This is a genomic window from Bacillus sp. ISL-45 (genome assembly GCF_018613195.1).
In the GTDB taxonomy this organism is placed as follows: domain Bacteria; phylum Bacillota; class Bacilli; order Bacillales; family Cytobacillaceae; genus Mesobacillus.
Genome location: NZ_JAGGQQ010000019.1, coordinates 187,318 through 204,953 on the forward strand (window position 1 = coordinate 187,318; position 17,636 = coordinate 204,953).

At 37.3% G+C, this 17,636-nt stretch carries 18 protein-coding genes and 1 pseudogene; 17 read left to right on the forward strand and 2 right to left on the reverse strand.

Going from position 1 to position 17,636, the window contains the following annotated elements; genetic code table 11:
• The first annotated feature begins 96 nt into the window (after positions 1–96).
• The 11 genes from J7E35_RS20080 to J7E35_RS20130 all read left to right on the forward strand — a co-directional run bounded on the left by J7E35_RS20080 (position 97) and on the right by J7E35_RS20130 (position 10,392).
• On the forward strand, positions 97–954 hold the full coding sequence (locus tag J7E35_RS20080; RefSeq protein ID WP_214783106.1) for a DUF6544 family protein: 858 nt from the start codon (positions 97–99) through the stop codon (positions 952–954).
• A 246-nt stretch (positions 955–1,200) separates the two neighbouring features.
• Positions 1,201–1,563 (forward strand): hypothetical protein, encoded by a 363-nt coding sequence (locus tag J7E35_RS20085; protein ID WP_214783109.1) that lies wholly within the window; start codon positions 1,201–1,203, stop codon positions 1,561–1,563.
• A gap of 661 nt (positions 1,564–2,224) precedes the next feature.
• Positions 2,225–2,590: a DUF5412 domain-containing protein gene (locus J7E35_RS20090; protein ID WP_214783112.1), complete on the forward strand. Its 366-nt coding sequence runs from the start codon at positions 2,225–2,227 to the stop codon at positions 2,588–2,590.
• 162 nt (positions 2,591–2,752) lie between these two features.
• The gene (locus J7E35_RS20095; protein WP_214783115.1) at positions 2,753–3,247 is read left to right on the forward strand and encodes a P-loop NTPase family protein; all 495 of its coding nucleotides are present in this window, start codon (positions 2,753–2,755) and stop codon (positions 3,245–3,247) included.
• Positions 3,248–3,648: 401 nt separating this feature from the next.
• Complete coding sequence (locus J7E35_RS20100) at positions 3,649–4,032, forward strand: hypothetical protein (RefSeq protein WP_214783118.1); 384 nt, start codon at positions 3,649–3,651, stop codon at positions 4,030–4,032.
• A gap of 397 nt (positions 4,033–4,429) precedes the next feature.
• Positions 4,430–4,843 carry a DUF6678 family protein gene (locus J7E35_RS20105; RefSeq protein WP_214783121.1) on the forward strand — a complete coding sequence of 138 codons (414 nt, stop codon included), beginning with the start codon at positions 4,430–4,432 and terminating at the stop codon, positions 4,841–4,843.
• 302 nt (positions 4,844–5,145) lie between these two features.
• A complete protein-coding gene (locus J7E35_RS20110) occupies positions 5,146–5,544 on the forward strand; it encodes a cytidine deaminase (protein ID WP_214783124.1) in 399 nt (132 codons plus the stop codon).
• A 157-nt stretch (positions 5,545–5,701) separates the two neighbouring features.
• Positions 5,702–6,082, forward strand: a complete 381-nt coding sequence (locus tag J7E35_RS20115; RefSeq protein WP_214783127.1) for a nuclear transport factor 2 family protein — start codon at positions 5,702–5,704, stop codon at positions 6,080–6,082.
• Between the two features lie 665 nt (positions 6,083–6,747).
• Entirely contained in the window at positions 6,748–8,436 is a 1,689-nt protein-coding gene (locus J7E35_RS20120; RefSeq protein ID WP_214783130.1) for an NAD-dependent malic enzyme, read from the forward strand.
• Positions 8,437–8,568: 132 nt separating this feature from the next.
• Complete coding sequence (locus J7E35_RS20125) at positions 8,569–9,168, forward strand: nucleotidyltransferase family protein (protein WP_251041114.1); 600 nt, start codon at positions 8,569–8,571, stop codon at positions 9,166–9,168.
• Between the two features lie 1,074 nt (positions 9,169–10,242).
• Positions 10,243–10,392: a hypothetical protein gene (locus J7E35_RS20130; RefSeq protein WP_214783132.1), complete on the forward strand. Its 150-nt coding sequence runs from the start codon at positions 10,243–10,245 to the stop codon at positions 10,390–10,392.
• A 1,022-nt stretch (positions 10,393–11,414) separates the two neighbouring features.
• Here J7E35_RS20130 and J7E35_RS20135 read toward each other — a convergent pair.
• Complete coding sequence (locus J7E35_RS20135; protein ID WP_214783134.1) at positions 11,415–11,603, reverse strand: hypothetical protein; 189 nt, start codon at positions 11,601–11,603, stop codon at positions 11,415–11,417.
• A 152-nt stretch (positions 11,604–11,755) separates the two neighbouring features.
• Between J7E35_RS20135 and J7E35_RS20140 the strand changes: the two are divergent.
• The 6 genes and pseudogenes from J7E35_RS20140 to J7E35_RS20165 all read left to right on the forward strand — a co-directional run.
• Positions 11,756–12,088 (forward strand): annotated as a pseudogene (locus J7E35_RS20140) (nuclear transport factor 2 family protein); the annotation flags it as partial.
• 342 nt (positions 12,089–12,430) lie between these two features.
• Positions 12,431–12,853 (forward strand): hypothetical protein, encoded by a 423-nt coding sequence (locus J7E35_RS20145; RefSeq protein ID WP_214783140.1) that lies wholly within the window; start codon positions 12,431–12,433, stop codon positions 12,851–12,853.
• An 81-nt stretch (positions 12,854–12,934) separates the two neighbouring features.
• Entirely contained in the window at positions 12,935–13,342 is a 408-nt protein-coding gene (locus J7E35_RS20150; protein ID WP_214783143.1) for a hypothetical protein, read from the forward strand.
• Positions 13,343–13,466: 124 nt separating this feature from the next.
• The gene (locus tag J7E35_RS20155; protein ID WP_214783146.1) at positions 13,467–14,675 is read left to right on the forward strand and encodes an MFS transporter; all 1,209 of its coding nucleotides are present in this window, start codon (positions 13,467–13,469) and stop codon (positions 14,673–14,675) included.
• 124 nt (positions 14,676–14,799) lie between these two features.
• Positions 14,800–15,825: a serine hydrolase domain-containing protein gene (locus J7E35_RS20160; protein WP_214783651.1), complete on the forward strand. Its 1,026-nt coding sequence runs from the start codon at positions 14,800–14,802 to the stop codon at positions 15,823–15,825.
• A 154-nt stretch (positions 15,826–15,979) separates the two neighbouring features.
• Positions 15,980–16,621 carry a hypothetical protein gene (locus J7E35_RS20165; RefSeq protein WP_214783149.1) on the forward strand — a complete coding sequence of 214 codons (642 nt, stop codon included), beginning with the start codon at positions 15,980–15,982 and terminating at the stop codon, positions 16,619–16,621.
• Positions 16,622–16,845: 224 nt separating this feature from the next.
• Here J7E35_RS20165 and J7E35_RS20170 read toward each other — a convergent pair whose 3' ends face one another.
• Positions 16,846–17,634, reverse strand: coding sequence for an ABC transporter permease (locus J7E35_RS20170; protein WP_214783152.1), 789 nt, complete (start codon positions 17,632–17,634; stop codon positions 16,846–16,848).
• Positions 17,635–17,636 lie beyond the last annotated feature (2 nt).

Sequence of the window (17,636 nt, forward strand, 5' to 3'; positions counted from 1 at the left end):
CTTTCATTGATATTCTCACCTTATGACTTTTGTCGCTTTGGAAAATTCTGATATTTGATATGATGAAATTGAATTCCAAAGAGAGAAGGATTGTTGATGCCCAAATGGATATCGGTTACATTAATTGTATTTATTCTAATCCTTGTTTTATTGCTTGTTATTCCAAAAATCGCAAAAGTCCTGTTTATAAAAAATGCACAAGAAAAGGCATCGTTATTGCTTAAAGAATCAAATAGTGAAAATACAAAAAAAATTGAAAAAGCGGATATAAAAAACTTACCATATCCCGTGCAAAATTGGTTAATACATTCTAAGGTAATAGGAAAAGAACAAATTAGAACGGTTCGCTTAAAACAAGGTGGAAGAATGCGTACAAGGAAAGACGGCACTTGGATGCCAGTAAAAGCAGAGCAATACTTTACCACTGACAAACCAGGGTTTGTATGGATTGCAGACGTCAAGATGGCACCTTTTATACAATTATCAGGAAGGGATACCTATTTAGATGGTAAAGGGAAGATGAATATTAAACTGCTTTCTTTATTCCCAGTAGTAGATGCAAAAGGGCCGGAGATGGATTCTAGCACTATGATGAGATACCTAGCTGAAATGATGTGGTTTCCATCCGCTGCGCTAAGCCCTTATATTAAATGGGAGGAAGTTAATAAAAACGCTGCAAAGGCTACAATTGAATACAAAGGGCTATCAGTTTCTGGTGTATTCTTTTTTAATGAAAATGGTGATATTCTCCGTTTTTCGGGAAAAAGATATAGAGATATTAATGGAAAGTACATCCTGAGCGATTGGGGTGGGGTAAATAAAGAATTTAAAGAGTTTAAAGGCATACGTATTCCCAGTAAGTCAGATGTTACTTGGTTTGAAGATCACGAAGACTTTAAATGGTTTGAATGCGAGATAAAAGATGTAGAATACAACAAACATACTTTGTATTAATTTTAACACTAACCCCCTCTCCCCAAGAGAAGAAGGGCTTTTGCATATTAAGAGATAATTCCCAGGTCAAAGAGCCAACCAGGTAAATAAATATAAATAAACAACTCTTTTTTTGAAAAAATAGTTCCTTTAATCTAAAGGAACATATGAACATGAATGCTATACTGAAGGACGTCTTCCAACCCAGGCAGCAAGCTAAAGGGGCAGGAGTTGAACAACCAACTTTATAGGAAGAAGATGAGGAATATGAGTAATAAAATAGTGCTTTTCTATGGAGTCGGTGTATTGCAACTGTTCATAGGACTAGGGGCTGTAGGTTCAGGAATAGGTTTTATATTAGAACCGAACGGTAGTAATTTAAGTATGTCAGGGGAGTTTTTGAAAGAATCCCCGTTTGAAGACTATTTAATACCTGGAATCACTTTATTAACCATTAATGGACTTGGTAGCATTGTTGGAAGCTTCTTTTCTTTCAGGCGTCATCCTTTAGCGGGAAAAATAACAATGATACTTGGATGTCTAATGGTGATATGGATTATAGCACAAGTATACTGGATTAACTGGATAAGTTTTTTGCAACCACTCTTTTTAGTATTAGGCAATAATTGAGATTTTTTTAGGCTTTAGCATAGCAAAATTGCAAGATTAAGCCGAGATTGGTTAAATAGTTGGACTGAATGGGTTTCATTAAGCCAGACTGCTTATTAAACAAACGAGGCAGCATTCCTGTAATAAAGATAAGTTTGTGAATAAATGTACTTAAACTATAGGGTGCTTTAGTTTAACAATAGCCTGCAGTCAATACAGGATCTTTTGTTGCACCGTACAAAGAAACTATTCAATAGAAAATAATAATCCATAATTAGCACTATTGTGGAAAACCCATGCCTAATTCCTCGGTAAAGATAAGGAGGATTAGGCTTTTTTACTACAAAACCGTTGACATACTTCTATTGGTAAATAGGTTGGCGTAGGCTGGTAAAGTCCTTGGCGTAAAGTGGAAAAAAGATGGCAAGGGTGGTAAAATCTCTTGGCTGTATTCATTTTGCCTTGTTTAGATTACTAACCTCTATATTAACGGGCTTTATGATGTATCAAGTGAAAAAAATAACTAATGAGAAGTAATATATTAATCAATATATTTTAGATTGTGGAAATATGTATTTAAACAAACGTGTGCGTTGATCCAGGGGGATTAACGCCTTTTTCCATCGAATTTGTTGTTGAACAAACAATGCAGTTAGTTTCATAACCAATAGGAGAGAAGTTAATGAAAAAAATACTGAAAGCGCTTGTTATTGTCTCACTACTATTTATTACATTGGTCGGTTATGGAGTTTATTGGGCATTTTTTGATATGAATAGGTTACCAACAGGAGAATATCTTACTGAAGAGACTTCACCTGACGGAAAATATACTTTAAAAGCATATGTGACCAATGGAGGTGCAACCACATCATATTCAATTCGTGGTGAATTAGTTTTTAATGATAGAAATAATAAAACTAAAAATATATATTGGAATTATAGAGAAGATAGTGCAAATATTAATTGGAGAGACAATGATACGGTAGTCATAAACGGACATACATTAGATGTACCACATGAAAAATATGATTTTAGAAATGAGAAATAATTTATGCCCAAGTGATGTATCGGCGCATTGATCCAGAAAGGATTGAGGCATCTTTTTAGTTAAATTCCTTATTTAACTAACGACAGATTAGTTGAAGAAAGACTTGGAAAATTAACAATACATCATGTGTTTATATTCTATAGTAAAGGGGCCAACAAAAAAATGAGTGCAAATGAGATTTCACATATAGCTGGATTGGGGTATAAAAAAGTCCCGAATTCTCAAGATGTCATTAGTCAGCTTACTGCCTCACTAAACTTAGATAATCACCTTCCGTTTTTGTGGGAACACCTATATAGCCATGAAAAGAAACTAAAGTATATTTATGTTGAGGAATTAAAAAATTTATTAATGTCATTGCAAGGTCCCCTCTTTGTCTTTCCTGAAATTACAGTTGTTATGGATCCACCCGAAGAGATTTCAGAAGAAGTTTTAAGCTGGTTACCTGATTCTCAAGCATACACTGTGGGAAAGAGGGAGGACACAGGCGTATTTATTGTTTCAGATATAAATAAATTCATAAAAGACATTGGTAACTTTTTTGCTGATGATTTTTATATATTTGATGATTCCTACTCTTGGATAATTGCAATTACTCACGAGGAACAAAACGAAAATGGAGACAAAATTATCTACCTAAACCACAATCATATCTAATCTGTATAATAATTTTGTTTTGCAAAGAATATAATTTTTTTTGAGAGTTTAATTTGCGAACATTCTTTCGAGTAATAATTGGTAAATTTTCTTGTTGAACAAACGATGCAGGATAGTTCAATTAATAATAAAGAAGTACATTGGTAAGGAGTTGAAGTAATGTATTTGAATTTCCTCGAATTACTTGCTATCTTTACTACTTTTTATTTGATTAGGTTCTTCCTTGACACAAAATTTAAAGATAAGAAAAAGAATTATATCTTTTAAGATAATATTATAACGACTATTTTAGCTTTTGGTATTCAATTGTTAATATCATTCTTACTCAACTAAAGATGCAGTTTAGTAAAAGAACGGACCTTAAAAATACCTTTGTTTGAACCCAATAAGGGGGTAATTAGATGAAAAAGGCTGGATTTATGCTAGGTATAGCAATAGTTATTATAACTGTATTCATATTTGTAAATAAATTATACTATCCCTCTCTTCCAATAGAGAATTTATCAGCAAAAGAAGCAATTGATAAACTAAAAGAATCAGAAAGTAAAATAGCAGAAATTGCAGTAGAAGGCGATTCTATTTGGTATATCACAAATAGTGAGAACAAAGGTATATCGATTGCTGATGAAAATATCAAACAAATGATTGGTTCAAATGGATGGGAATTTAAAGAAAAAGATGGTGCTGGTCTGTTCTTTGAAAAAGACGGAAGGAGATTAATTGCCACCACTCAAATGTGGACTGGAAATTATGTTCTTGTTAAAATCCCAGGTAATTTTAAATAATCTTGAGAGGTTTTTTATTAAACTATCGGGTGCGTTGTTCCAGTGGAGGATTAACCGCTTTTTTTGTTATATTCCTTATTGGACGGACGGAGGTTAGTTCAACAAGGATAATGAATTTTCTTTGACTTAAATTAGGCTGGTTAATGCAACAGGGAAGTTAAGAACATTTAATAATTATGGTAGTCACTATTGAGGTAAATAATTGGGAAGTGAAAATATGAATGAGGAAGAATGTATAAACTTCATAAAAGATTTAAGTTACTTGGGTTCAAAAGACATACAAAAAACGCAATTTAACTAACGGTGCATTGATCCAAGAAGGATTGAGGCACCTTTTTATTGAAATCTTAATTAAACAAACGATGCAGGTTCACTAAATAATGAGGGAGTTGTTTAAGTGGAGGACTACAAGATTAAGGTTCAAAAAGTGATAAATGAACGGCAGTTAAGTTCCGTAATGAATAATACAAAATGGAGGAGATTACAATCGGCTATTAAGGAGGAATTCCCAATAACCCCTTCTTTTCAGGTTAAGTTTTTACTTGATGATTACGTTAATCCTGAAGAGTTTGGAGAAGAAAATTGGTATTCGGGGGATTGGGAAGTAGATCTTGATCCTTTTTTTTCCTTAGAATGGATTAGAGTAAATCTGAAAGTTAAGGGCTCCGAAGGACTGCTGCTGGAATCTAAAGTAACAGATTACGCAGACGAATTCATTCAATTGCTCAAAAGCCTCAAGATTCCTTTTGTAAAAGAAGACAGTACAATCCTGATATATGGTTATGTAAGCAGTACAGATATTTTTAGTTAAACAAATTTGGTTTGTTTCCTTTGTGAACAAATGTACTTAAACATAAGGGAGCTTTAGTTAAAGATAAACTCGATGGACAACTATATGACACTCAACACAATTGCTAAACGATAATTCATTCTCCATATTAGTTCTGTTAGGAAAATTTAGGATAGTGCTTTTTCTGCTTAAAGTCCAACAAATTCACCATTTTTACATTGACAATAAATTAGCAAAGGTATTATATTAGAAGTCCTGCCAACTTTTCGTTGGCGTAAAGGGGACTGTGAAAAGTTCATTCTTATGGGAAAGGGAATGATGAAATGAACAAAGAGCAATTAGTGGAGAGCGCGCGTCAGACGAAAAAGAATGCATATGCGCCTTATTCCAAATTTCCTGTTGGAGCAGCTTTGCTGCTAAAAGATGGCACCGTTTTCAACGGAGTGAATGTAGAAAATGTATCATTCGGTGCGACGAATTGCGCTGAGAGAACGGCAATCTTTACAGCTGTGGCGAATGGTTACAAAAAGGGTGACTTCGAGGCGATCGCCGTCTCTGGAGATACGGCCGACTTCCTGCCGCCTTGCAGCATTTGCAGACAAGTGATGGCTGAATTCTTTTCACCAGATATGCCGGTGTATCTTACAAATGATAAAAAAGAAATCCGCGAGCTGGCATTGAAAGAATTACTGCCATATGCGTTTACGGATTTAGATATGTAATATTACTTAAATAGGTTAAGAGCATGTTTCGATCATTGGATTAAAACATGCTCTTTTTATGTGGCTCTTTTTGTATTGATTGTTATGTTTAAAACACTTAGAAACCCCTTAATATAGTATAATTGTTACAATATTCAATATAAAGGGTGTAGATAGTATGGAGGCAAATTTAAAGGAACATTTAAAAGCATTGGAGGAAAGCCACACAGGATTAGAAGTACGTACCAGTCGTGAAAAACTAGATGAAATTCTATCAGACCAATTCTTTGAAATCGGCAGCTCAGGTTATATTTTTGATAAAAAAGAATGCCTCGAAACTGGGGTTGTGTTAACTGAAATGTCTCTGCATAATTATGAAATTTATCCGTTAGCCTCAAATATAGTTTTATCTACTTATTTTATCGTTGATAAAACCAGGAATCGCAACACATTACGAAGCTCTATTTGGAAACTAATTGATGGGAGATGGCAATTATATTTTCATCAAGGCACTATAACACCATTGGAATTGAGAGAAGTTCTTAAAGAAAACAAGTAGGTTGTGTAGTTTGCTAAGAACATATTTATAGCGTATAAAAAAAGGATTTTGAGAAGTTGTTAAAAAGATTAGAGGGTGGGACAATCTTGAAAGTTAATGCAACATATCTCATTCAGTTAGCCGCGCTAATCGTTTTAATCTTTGGCGGAACATTGATTATTGTGTTTTCCCAACTGGTAAAGTTCTAGTGGATCAACTGATTGGTACAATCATTGGATTTGCTTTATTTATTGCCAGTCTGGCTTGGAGGAAAATGAAAAAATCAGAATGATATTTTGAGGGTCCTGTGTCTGGGTCTATTCCAGGCTGGGGCCCCTTTTATTTTCCTGGTTTTCAATTCTTGTCTTGTCTCGAGGAACTTATCGGTGTTTTATTTTCCCGGTCACCTGCCCATGGCCAGAGCCGAGTACATTTCCGGGTTTTATTTTCCCGGTTTTCCTCTCTTTACCGGAGGCTTGGAGCATATTTTGTATTGCTGTTGAGAATAAGACTCGCTGTTAGATGCTCCGAGTCTTCTTTATTAGGTGTCCTTCTCAAACATGAAGTTAATGGTCCAGTCTGAGGGATATTTTTGTGTTTGGACTGTTGCACAATCTCTGTTTTCACCAAATTCTGAAAAGGGTATACATACTTAGAACAGCTTACAAAAGAAAGAGGGGAGATTGATGTCAAATTCTAATGTGATCCAGACTACTTTAAGAGGAAAGGAACTTTTATCGAATCCTTTTTTAAATAAAGGTACTGCATTTACCAGGAAGGAACGGGAGGAGTTGGGTCTGGAAGGGTTATTGCCGCCCCAGGTGCTAACGCTCGAGGAACAGGTGAAAAGGGTTTATGAGCAGTATTCAATCAGGACCACCAATTTATTTAAGAATGGTCTCCTTTATGATTTGTATAACCGGAACGTTGTCCTGTTTTACCGATTGCTCAAGGATCATTTAAGTGAAATGCTTCCTATTGTTTATACTCCTACTGTCGGGGAGGCAATTGAGCAATATTCACAGGTTTATCGCCGTCCAGGTGGATTGTATTTATCGATTGATGACCAGGATGGAATTGAAACGGCGTTTAAGAACCTCGGACATGCCAAGAATGAAATTGATTTGATTGTCGTTACCGATTCCGAAAGCATTCTCGGCATCGGAGACCAGGGGATTGGCGGCATCAATATCTCGATTGGTAAGTTAGCCGTTTACACAGCAGCTGCTGGGATCAATCCTAGCCGGGTTTTGCCAGTGGTGCTGGATGTGGGAACGAACAACAAGGCTCTGGCAGACGATCCATTTTACATCGGTAACGAGTTCCCGCGGGTCCGCGGCGAGCGTTATGATGAGTTCGTTGATGCTTTTGTCTCAACTGCAAGAAAATTTCACCCTGATGTGCTGCTTCATTGGGAAGACCTAGGCAATGTGAACGCCCGAAAGATCATGGAGAAGTATGGAGATAAGATTCTCACCTTTAATGATGATATTCAGGGTACAGGAGCTGTCACCCTTGCGGCCATAAAGTCTGCCTTGAAAATGACAGGCGGTTCATTGAAGAATCAGCGTATTGTTGTATTTGGGCCTGGTGCTGCAGGAATTGGCAATGCAGACCAGATGGTGGATGCCATGGTTTCTGAAGGATTATCAAAAGAAGAAGCTTATAAACAGTTCTGGGCGATTGATTACAGGGGCCTTTTGACGGAGGAACATGGAGATGTCCTGGATTTCCAAAAACCATATGTCCGGGGAGTTAACGAAGTGGAAAGCTGGGCACGGAATGACGAGGGCATTATCCCATTGATGGAAGCAGTCAAAAGGGTGAAACCGACGATTCTGATCGGTACATCTGGACAAGCTGGTGCTTTCTCGGAGGATATTATCAAAGAGATGGCTAGGTATACGGACCGTCCAATCATCATGCCGATGTCCAATCCGACATCTCTGGCAGAAGCAGTCCCTGCTGATCTGATTCAATGGACGGAAGGAAGAGCACTGGTTGCAACGGGGAGCCCGTTTGAGAATGTAGATTACAGCGGAGTTTCCTATGAAATCGGCCAGGCTAACAATGCCTTTATTTTTCCAGGTCTAGGGCTCGGAGCCATTGTGGCAAAAGCAGATTTCATCTCAAAAGGCATGTTCACCGCAGCTGCAGACGCTGTTGCCGACATGTGCTGCAATGATCAGCCGGGCGCGTCACTCCTGCCTAACATCAATAAATTACAGGAAGTATCCGAAAAAGTTGCAATGACAGTTATCGATGCTGCTATCAAGGAGGGAGTTGCCAGTGCAGATATCACTGATGTCGAAAAGGCAGTGGCAGATGCAATGTGGAAACCGGTGTATAAGGAGATTAGAAGTGTTAAAAATTAATATTATTCTGAGCACGGGGACGCACCCTGTGCTTTATTTAGTCATGCAAAAGAAAAGGAAAAGATCTCTTTAATATTGCATTGTGCTAGAATGGAAATATACGTTCGTTTTATAGAGGTGTTTATTTTGCTGATGAGTAAAGAAGATGTTATAAAGCTAATTCAAACAGACCAAAGAATGATGGAAATAATTCATGCAGCAAGCACTCTTGATTTGCCAGACTGGTGGATCTGTGCCGGGTTTGTCCGTTCGAAAATCTGGGACACGCTGCATGGTTTCGAGGAGCCTACATTGACACCGGATGTAGATGTGATTTATTTCGATCCAGCGATTATTAATGAAGACTATGAAAAAACACTGGAAAACCAGTTGAAAAGTCTTATACCTGACGTTCCCTGGTCTGTTAAAAATCAGGCAAGGATGCATGTCGTCAATCAGATTCCTCCCTATACTTCCTCAGAAGATGCCATCTCGAAATTTCCAGAAACAGCCACTGCTCTTGGCGTGAAGCTGGACAAAGAGAAGAGGCTGGTCCTGACTGCACCATGTGGATTGGAAGATGTCTTTCATATGGAAATAAAGCCTGCTCCTTTTTTTACAGAAACGAGAGAGCGTGCTGCTATTTACGAGGAGCGGCTGATCAAGAAGAACTGGACAGCTAAATGGCCAATGGTGAAAGTACATCATATACCATTACTCTCCCGGGAAAAATCCCATTCGAATAGCTCCTGAAACTCTTATTCAGGATACCGGTATAGTAGGCTAGAGGGTTTTTTACCAGCAGAGGTGTTTTCATTTTTCGGATCAGCTCTTTAAAAGAATCGAGGGAGACAGACAGAATGGTATTTGTCTCGTTAATTTTAGCAGAAAAACGAGCGAGCCTCTTTAATCCACCAATTCACCCTCTGAAAAATCAAGCTTGTGGACAGCCAGCCACATCTCCAAATGATTGTTGAACTCACCTACCGAACTGAATTGCGATCATCCTTCAAACACTCACCCTGATTTAATTGTCATGACTTTGCACCGCCCTTTCATTGTCTATATATAGATGGGCAGGCAGAAAGGACAGGTTAGGGAGGGTGACATTGTGGCAGTATTGTTACAGAATTAGATTATTTTACATAAGATTAGTCTAGTTTTAAGACTCATTAAAAGACAGAAATTTTTTAAATAATTATAATAGACCAAAAGGGTGGTGAAGAATCGTGGATAAACAAATAATGGAACTTTTAACAGAGTTAAAAAAAGTAATTAAGGAAATCAAATATATGCTCAACACATTCGAAAGAGCGCAAACCGGGGACCTATTAGAAGGTACCAATAATAGGACGGAATCGGAACTTGAATGTTTGAATCACAGAATATTACAGATGGACAAGCGTATATTTTTCTTGGAAAAGCAATCCATTTATAGACGATAGGCTGCTAAAGGTTGATTCGTTGTATAAACATTCACTTCAGATTTCTTCAAAAGCATGTCCACCCAGAAAACTCCTGCAAACCCAACCATCGGTATGTTTATTAAACTCTCTTAGCATTAATCTTTTTTTATTGGTTCAATTTTTAATTCTCTTGTCGGCTTAAGCCTTATGACATCGTATTAAAACCAAATATTATTAAGTTCCTTATTGAAAGTAAGTGAGAGGGGAAATTGATCCTTATAAACGTTAATTACCAGGAAAAATTGGGGGAGCATCGGAACTAATCGAAAACTTAAGCAGTTTATTTTCCTCGATCTTTCATTGTTCTAGTTTGTAGGTCTAGATTATAATTATTTTATTAGAAATTGACGGGGGAAAATTTGTGGAAGAAATTTTAAAGCGAATTTTAAATGAAATTCAAGAAATGCGTCGAGGTATGAATGACCTAAAACAAGGCCAGAACGTACTGGAAGTCAATATCAAAGATTTGAAACAAGGCCAGACGGGCTGGAGGTCGATATCAAGGATTTGAAACAAGGTCTGTACAGACTTGAAGTGGATATTAAAGACCTGAAACAAGGCCAGAACAGACTGGAAATTGGACAAGAAAAATTACAAAAGAATCTTTATACACAGATAAAATCGTTGAGCATATTGATGATAAGACAGAAGCGTTAAACAAAAGAGTTTACAAAGTAGAGACAGAGATCGAACGGTTGAGCAGACAGTAAGGGATTCGATTCCTTACTTTTTTCTTTTTATAGAACGTCTTATTATGGTGACTATAAATGAAGCTATGCTAAGCCCAGGTCCGGACAAAATCTTAATAATTTTAAACAAAGTTGTCCGAAGTAGCCCTGGCTTCGGACAAAATCAGGAAGATTTCCTTTAAAGTTGTCCGAAGTAGCCTCAGGTTCGGACAAAACCAGTAAGATTTCTAACGAAGTTGTCCGAAGTAGCCCTATGTTCGGACAAAACTAGGAAGGTTTCTATCAAAGTTGTCCGAAGTAGCCCTGGCTTCGGACAAAACTAGGAAGGTTTCTATCAAAGTTGTCCGAAGTAGCCCTGGCTTCGGACAAAATCAGGAAGATTTCCTTTAAAGTTGTCCGAAGTAGCCTCAGTTTTGGACAAAACCAGAAAGATTTCTACCGAAGTTGTCCGAAGTAGCCCCATGTTCGGACAAAATCAGGAAGATTTCTATCAAAGTTGTCCGAAGTAGCCCTGGCTTCGGACAAAATCAGGAAGATTTCCTTTAAAGTTGTCCGAAGTAGCCTCAGGTTCGGACAAAACCAGGAAGATTTCTACCGAAGTTGTCCGAAGTAGCCCCATGTTCGGACATAACTAGGAAGATTTCTATCAAAGTTGTCCGAAGTAGCCCTGGCTTCGGACAAAATCAGGAAGATTTCCTTTAAAGTTGTCCGAAGTAGCCCTGGCTTCGGACAAAACCAGGAAGATTTCTACCGAAGTTGTCCGAAGTAGCCCCAGGTTCGGCCAATAACATAAAGAATTTCATCAAAGTTGTTCAGAGCCGCCCTCACATCAAGAGCTTTAAGATCATTTAAGTAACTTCTCAGGATTTTTCACCTTAATTGAAACCACTTCTCCACAAGCTAAACAAACTGTATAAACCCTTTCGGATCCAATACTCATTTTTCTATCGACTGGCCGGAGATTGATATAATCCATTGCCTGGACGAAAGAGTTTCCGCTGCAGCTACTACATTTCATTTCCTTATTACTCATTAAATGCATCCCCTTTCTATATATTTCCTATACGATTCAGATGTGCAGAGGTTTCACTTTTTAACGAGAAATGGCATTCTTTTACATTTAAGAAGGATATTCGCTGTCTTTGTTGAATTAGTCTTCTATTGATTGTAAAGGAGATTTCATCTATGGATCTAAAAGAACATATTAAACATTTAGAGGAAAAATTATTAACGTCAGAAGTCCGTTCATCAAAAACGGAGCTGAAAAGGTTATTGGCCGATGAGTTCTTTGAGTTTGGCAGTTCTGGGAGAGTATTGCATAAAGATGAAAATTTTAAGGACGGCGGAATTGGTATGATCAAAGCTACAATAAGTAATTTCGATATTCATACTTTATCAGAAAATATTGTTCTGGCAACATACCGAACTTTTAATGAACAGACGAAACAGCATGCGTTACGGAGTTCTATTTGGAAACTAAATGAGGGTATTTGGAAAATGGTTTTCCATCAAGGAACGAAATGGCCCCATCATTTTAAAGCTTTGCGAAGAAAGATTAAACAATATATTGAGCAAAAAAGCAATCTGTGTAATAATGAAATGGAAATATTTTACTAACGAGGAGTAAGTGGGAATGGATGATTTAACAAAAGAACTAAAGAGAATTACCAAAAAGTATCCGGCTCTTACTACTATATTCTTAACACTTTGGATTTGGTATGCTTCCTATCATCTGGGAGTCAATATGGGAGAGTTCTTCGCCAATATTAGGAATTGAGCATAAAAAGCCGAGCCGCCGGCATGTGAGATCGGGTATATATAGTATGGCACAACTGTCCTTAAGAGTTGAGGTGAAAGCGAGTGAAAAAATACATAGGTTTATTGATTTTAGTTTTGTTGATCCTTAACGCGTGTTCTAATAGTGATGAACCATACTGGGGATTAAGTGCTACTTTTACCAAGGATGGTAAGCACCTGTCCGGAACAGAGGATCAGTTTGGCATGACTAAAATGAACGGAGAAACCGATGAGCCTGAGTTTCCAGCAGGAAAAGGGAGACATTACAAGCTATATTTTCTGGACAATAGCAAAGATTTAACTGGTAAAAAGTATAAGATGATCGGAACACATAAAGATTCGGGTAAAAGTAGGGAACTTTACCAGCAGGAGATCATGAGTATGCAAAGCGAAGCAAAGTTTGGGTTTGACGAAAAAGGTCTTTGGAAGATTGATATATTTATTGATGATGAGGAATATAGCAGTTTCGTAGTAGAGGCAAGATAGTGATCTGGGCAGCAAAATTAAGCAAGTGCCAATCAAGGTGATTGCAAAATGGTTATTGATTGTAAATATTGAGGTGTTCTTTTGGGTGAATTACTATACGGCAACGAGGAAATTTATATCATTGTTTATTGCTTTATTTTATTGTGGATCAATCTCGACTACATAAAGGATTATAGAAAGATAAAGACCGGTCTTGGCGAAATATCTTCTGACGAAGAGCTGGAAGTGAATCCAGAAGGCTTGTCTATGATTCTCATTGATTTAGTATTTAATTTTTTCAGAAGATGGTTATTGTATATCCTGGCGGTGTTAATCACTGGAGAAATATTCGTAATAGTCATGTCCGTCATATTATTTGCAATAAGTTTATATGATGTCTTATTTAATTACAGTCTGGCAAGGTTGAAAAAATCAAACCTTAAGTTTTATCTTGCAGGCCTGGATACGATCTATGTTTCGATTTTTGTTTTTTATCTGTTTCTCTCTTAAATTCTTGTGATAAATCATCCCCCAGATTTACCGCCATTGAAAGGAGTATTGATGTAGATGAATAGTCCAATTTAAATTTTCCCGCTGTTAAAATAAACGTTCAATTTTAAACGGGGGATAAGAAATGAATTGGAATAAGAATTTCACATTATTGTTGACGGGTCAGTCTCTCGCCAATATGGGCGATGTACTATATATGGTAAGCGTGATCAGCACGATTTTTGTCTTAACGGAATCAGCAACGGCAGCGTCTTTTGTTCCATTTACGATCACATCAGCCATGTTCGTATCAAGCCTCTTGACACCGCTTTTGATCGGAAAAGTTAATTTGAAATGGTTAATGGCTGGAACTCAAATCGGAAAAACTTTTTTGCTTGTCTTACTTGGGTTAATTCTAATTGGATTATCAGCATCTGATTTTTACTGGATTTACGTATTAATTGGATTGATAGCCTTCCTGGATGGCTGTGCAAACCCAATCAGCCAGACATTGATTCCTCACTATGTAAAACCTGAGGACTTAGTGCAGGCAAACGGAATTACAGAAACGGTTGCGCAAATACTTCAGGCATTGATGTGGTTTATAGGCAGTTTGTTTTTACTTGTGTTGAATCCACCGCAGCTAGTCTGGTTAGTTGGATTCTTATTTGCTATCTCAAGCAGCCTCCTTTGCTTTTTGGAATCTGTCAACCTTACGACGAAAGAGTCGAAGGGGAAACTTGAGCAAATCAAAGAAGGATGGCGAACCTTAGCAGACACGAAAGTTCTGCGGAAAATTGGCTGGATCTATTTATACGAAACACTCGCTGGCACGGTATGGATTGCGGCCATATTATTGGTATTTGTCAGTGATGCTCTGCATACTGCCGAGAAATGGTGGGGTTTTATCAACGGTGCATTCTTTGCAGGCTTGATCCTGGGAAGCATCTATTGTATTAAATACTTCTCATTTATTGAGCGGAAATTAAGTGCTTTTATTTTCGTAGGTTCATTTGCAGGTTTCCTGGCAACGATCTTGTTCAGTCTAAACAGTGTGCCATCTATTGCCTTGGTTCTATCCTTTATAGTAGGAATTTCTGTACAGCTAAAAAGCATTCCTCAACAAACGGTCATCCAAACAAGTGTGCCGAAAGAACGGTTGGCAACAGTCTATACCTCTTTAGGGGCTATCGGAACAGGAGTGTTCGGGATAGGGTCACTTGTTATGGGCTTCCTTGCAGATTTGCTGGGGGTTAGATTCGTATTCATTATTTCAGGTTTATTGCTTATGGTGGTAAGCGTCATTGTTAATAAGAACAACCAGTTGTTTGTTAGAAATTTAATGGAACCATAAGGAAAAGGGAGGGTTTTGCTATTATTGCAAGATCCTTCTTTTTTAAAAAGCTCTGTTAGTATTCATTGTTGATATTTCAACGAAGCATTAAGAGTGAAATATAAAGGGGATAGTGGATTTGGAGATGAATGTAACCTTAAACAAAGATGCATTTAAAGATCTCACCTTATATACAGAAAAAGTAAGAAGAGATATGAATGCATCAGGTTCTGCATTGGTTATTATGAAAGATAATAAAATAGTACATGAGTGGTATTCTGGAAGGCACCATTATGAGCAAGGTGCAATACAGATAAATAGCAATTCAAGATTCAATGTATATTCGGTTAGAGTTATTTATATTGGATTTGCCATTGCATTAGCTATATATGAAGGCTTATTAAACCTGGATGATAAATTAAGTGACTATTTAGATGATGAATATAATAAAGACACCCTTGGAGAGGCAACAATTAGACATTTATTAACAAGATGTACTGGTCTAAAATTTGAAAATAGAACAGTTTACCGTGTCTTTGATCTGGGAACTAATATTGAGGGAAAGAGACCAGAAATATTAGCGAAGATCTTATACAAAGCTACTGGCAGGACAGTAAATGAAGTCCTATCAAACAGAGTGTTTAAGCCCTTGAATTGGACAAACACTGGATGGGTTACTGAAGGGAATAAAAATTTAGTCTGTGATATAGATACGTTAAAGAATTATCCTACATTAAGAATTGGCTCAAATATAGGTGATGAAAGAAATCTTTATGTAAGTGCCAAAGAATTAGCATTTTGGGGAAATTTACATTTAAACAAAGGGATATTTGAAAATAGGTCAATACTTCCACAAGAAATATTTGAACTAACTACTACGGTGCAAAGCCCTAATTCCTTACCCCGTCAACTTCCGAAATTCGGGTTTCTATGGTGGGTTAAAGATGGTGAAGTATCTGTTGATTACAATGAATTAGGTTCAGAATTACCAGCAGGTTCCTACCAAATACTTGGGGCATCTGGATGTTCCTGTACTGTCATTCCCGAATATAATGCAGTGGCCGTTAGAATGTATAATAGTTTAAATGCATACGAGAAATTAGGGTTTGATTATATAAAAGATATTCAAATGTTTGACAACCTGGTTATTTCGAATCTAAAAAACTTATAGAGTGGTAGCTATTGTAGTAACGGGGACGTTAAACAAAACAAACGATTAGGCTGTCATTATATGGCAGCCTTATTTAATAGTATAATCAACATTAAACGCTAACACAGCTTTTTAAAAAAGCTAGTTAAATAAAGTTTGAAATAGGAGGTTTGACATGCAGCAGGGTAAAATCGAGACTTTTGAAAAGAAATCTCGGGATTTTAATCCCTTTACACATTTTCATTCGCGGATTCAGGAGATGAAGAACAAGTCCGGTTATGGGAATGAAGTTGCCAGGAAGTGGACTGAGATTGTGAATGAAACTCTGACCAGTGAAACTTACCCAGTCATTCATCCAATCGGACAGGAGACATTTTCCTTGTATGCAGAGTTCCCAACAGGAGTGTTTGAATATGCTTTAGACATTGATGGGGCCACGGCTCTAATAAAAGATAAAGGGATTAGACCAGTAAAGTTTTCACCAATCAATATTATTAATTCAGTTGATCCTGGAAATATAAATCAAGATCCAAATCAAATAAAAACCAACCATAAAAATCCTGTCATGGTCCTTCAAAGTCAGTATCTAACGGATTATAAGGCTTATTGTATTAATGGGAATCACAGGATATACGAAGCCTATCGTAAAAATGATCCGCTGATAGAAGTCTTTGTATTTAAAGAGTTTGAGTTTGCACCGTTCTTTTATGACCTTTTAAGCATAGGGCTCTACTTTTTTGAAATAGATTACGTGAATGTTATGGCGGACCAGAGTGAAAAAGGCCCATTTGCCCACGAGTTTTATAGAAGTATATAGCCCGAATGTCTAGATAAAAGAAGTGTTCCATTGAAGGCAATTGGAACAGGAAATCAACTGTCTAGATGAAAAAAGTGTTCCAATGAAGGCTATTGGAACATGAAATCGACTGTCTAGATAAAAAAAGTGTTCCAATGAAGGTTATTGGAACATGAAATTACAATCCAGTTATGAACACAACAAAAGGCATTGCACTTGCAATGCCTTTTGTTGTGTTCAATTAATCAATCAAATTCCATAGTTCCTTTTGATCTCGACTGGTATTCGGCGTATTTTAACAGTAAGAAGCTTATGGCAAAGAAAGCAATGCCTAACAGGATTTCTTCACCTAAAAGGACTGCCACATTTGAATAGTTTCCATCGTTCAATATGTCCTTTGTAAGTTGGACGCCTCTTGTCAAAGGTGTGAACTGCCCGAGGAGCTGCAGCCATTCTGGCATCCGGGAATAAGGATAGTTAGCACCACTCAATAAAAGTAACAGGCTTGCCAGTATGTTTGACCATAGGTGCATAGAAGGGGACCAGAGACAAAAGGTTCCGAGTATGAGGCCAAGCCCAGCCGCTGAGAAGATCGAACAAAGCCAAATAATCAGCAGTACGAGACCTTCTTTTAAAGAAATCGTTAACTGAAAGAGAAGGATTCCAAACAGCAGGCCGATTACTGCGGTTACCAGTCCATTTAAGACATGCGCGATGGACCGTGATAGAAATAAACTTACTTTATTGTAAGGTGTCGTCATAACAAGGGGAAGAGTTCCCATCCATCGGTCTGAAGTGATGACAGACATAATACCAAACACTGCATTTAACACACAAAGCAGGAGAGCATTGGCTGCTACATAGCCTAATAGGTTTTCCCCCTCGTACACATAGTTTACTAAAGTGGAAAAGAAAATTAGCTGGCTGAGTGGACTCAGCAGCATTACGAATAGATATACCTTCGGATCCAGCCAGCCAAATAATGCCTTATACGATAGAAAACCGTGACGAATAAATCGTTGAACAGCTTCCATTT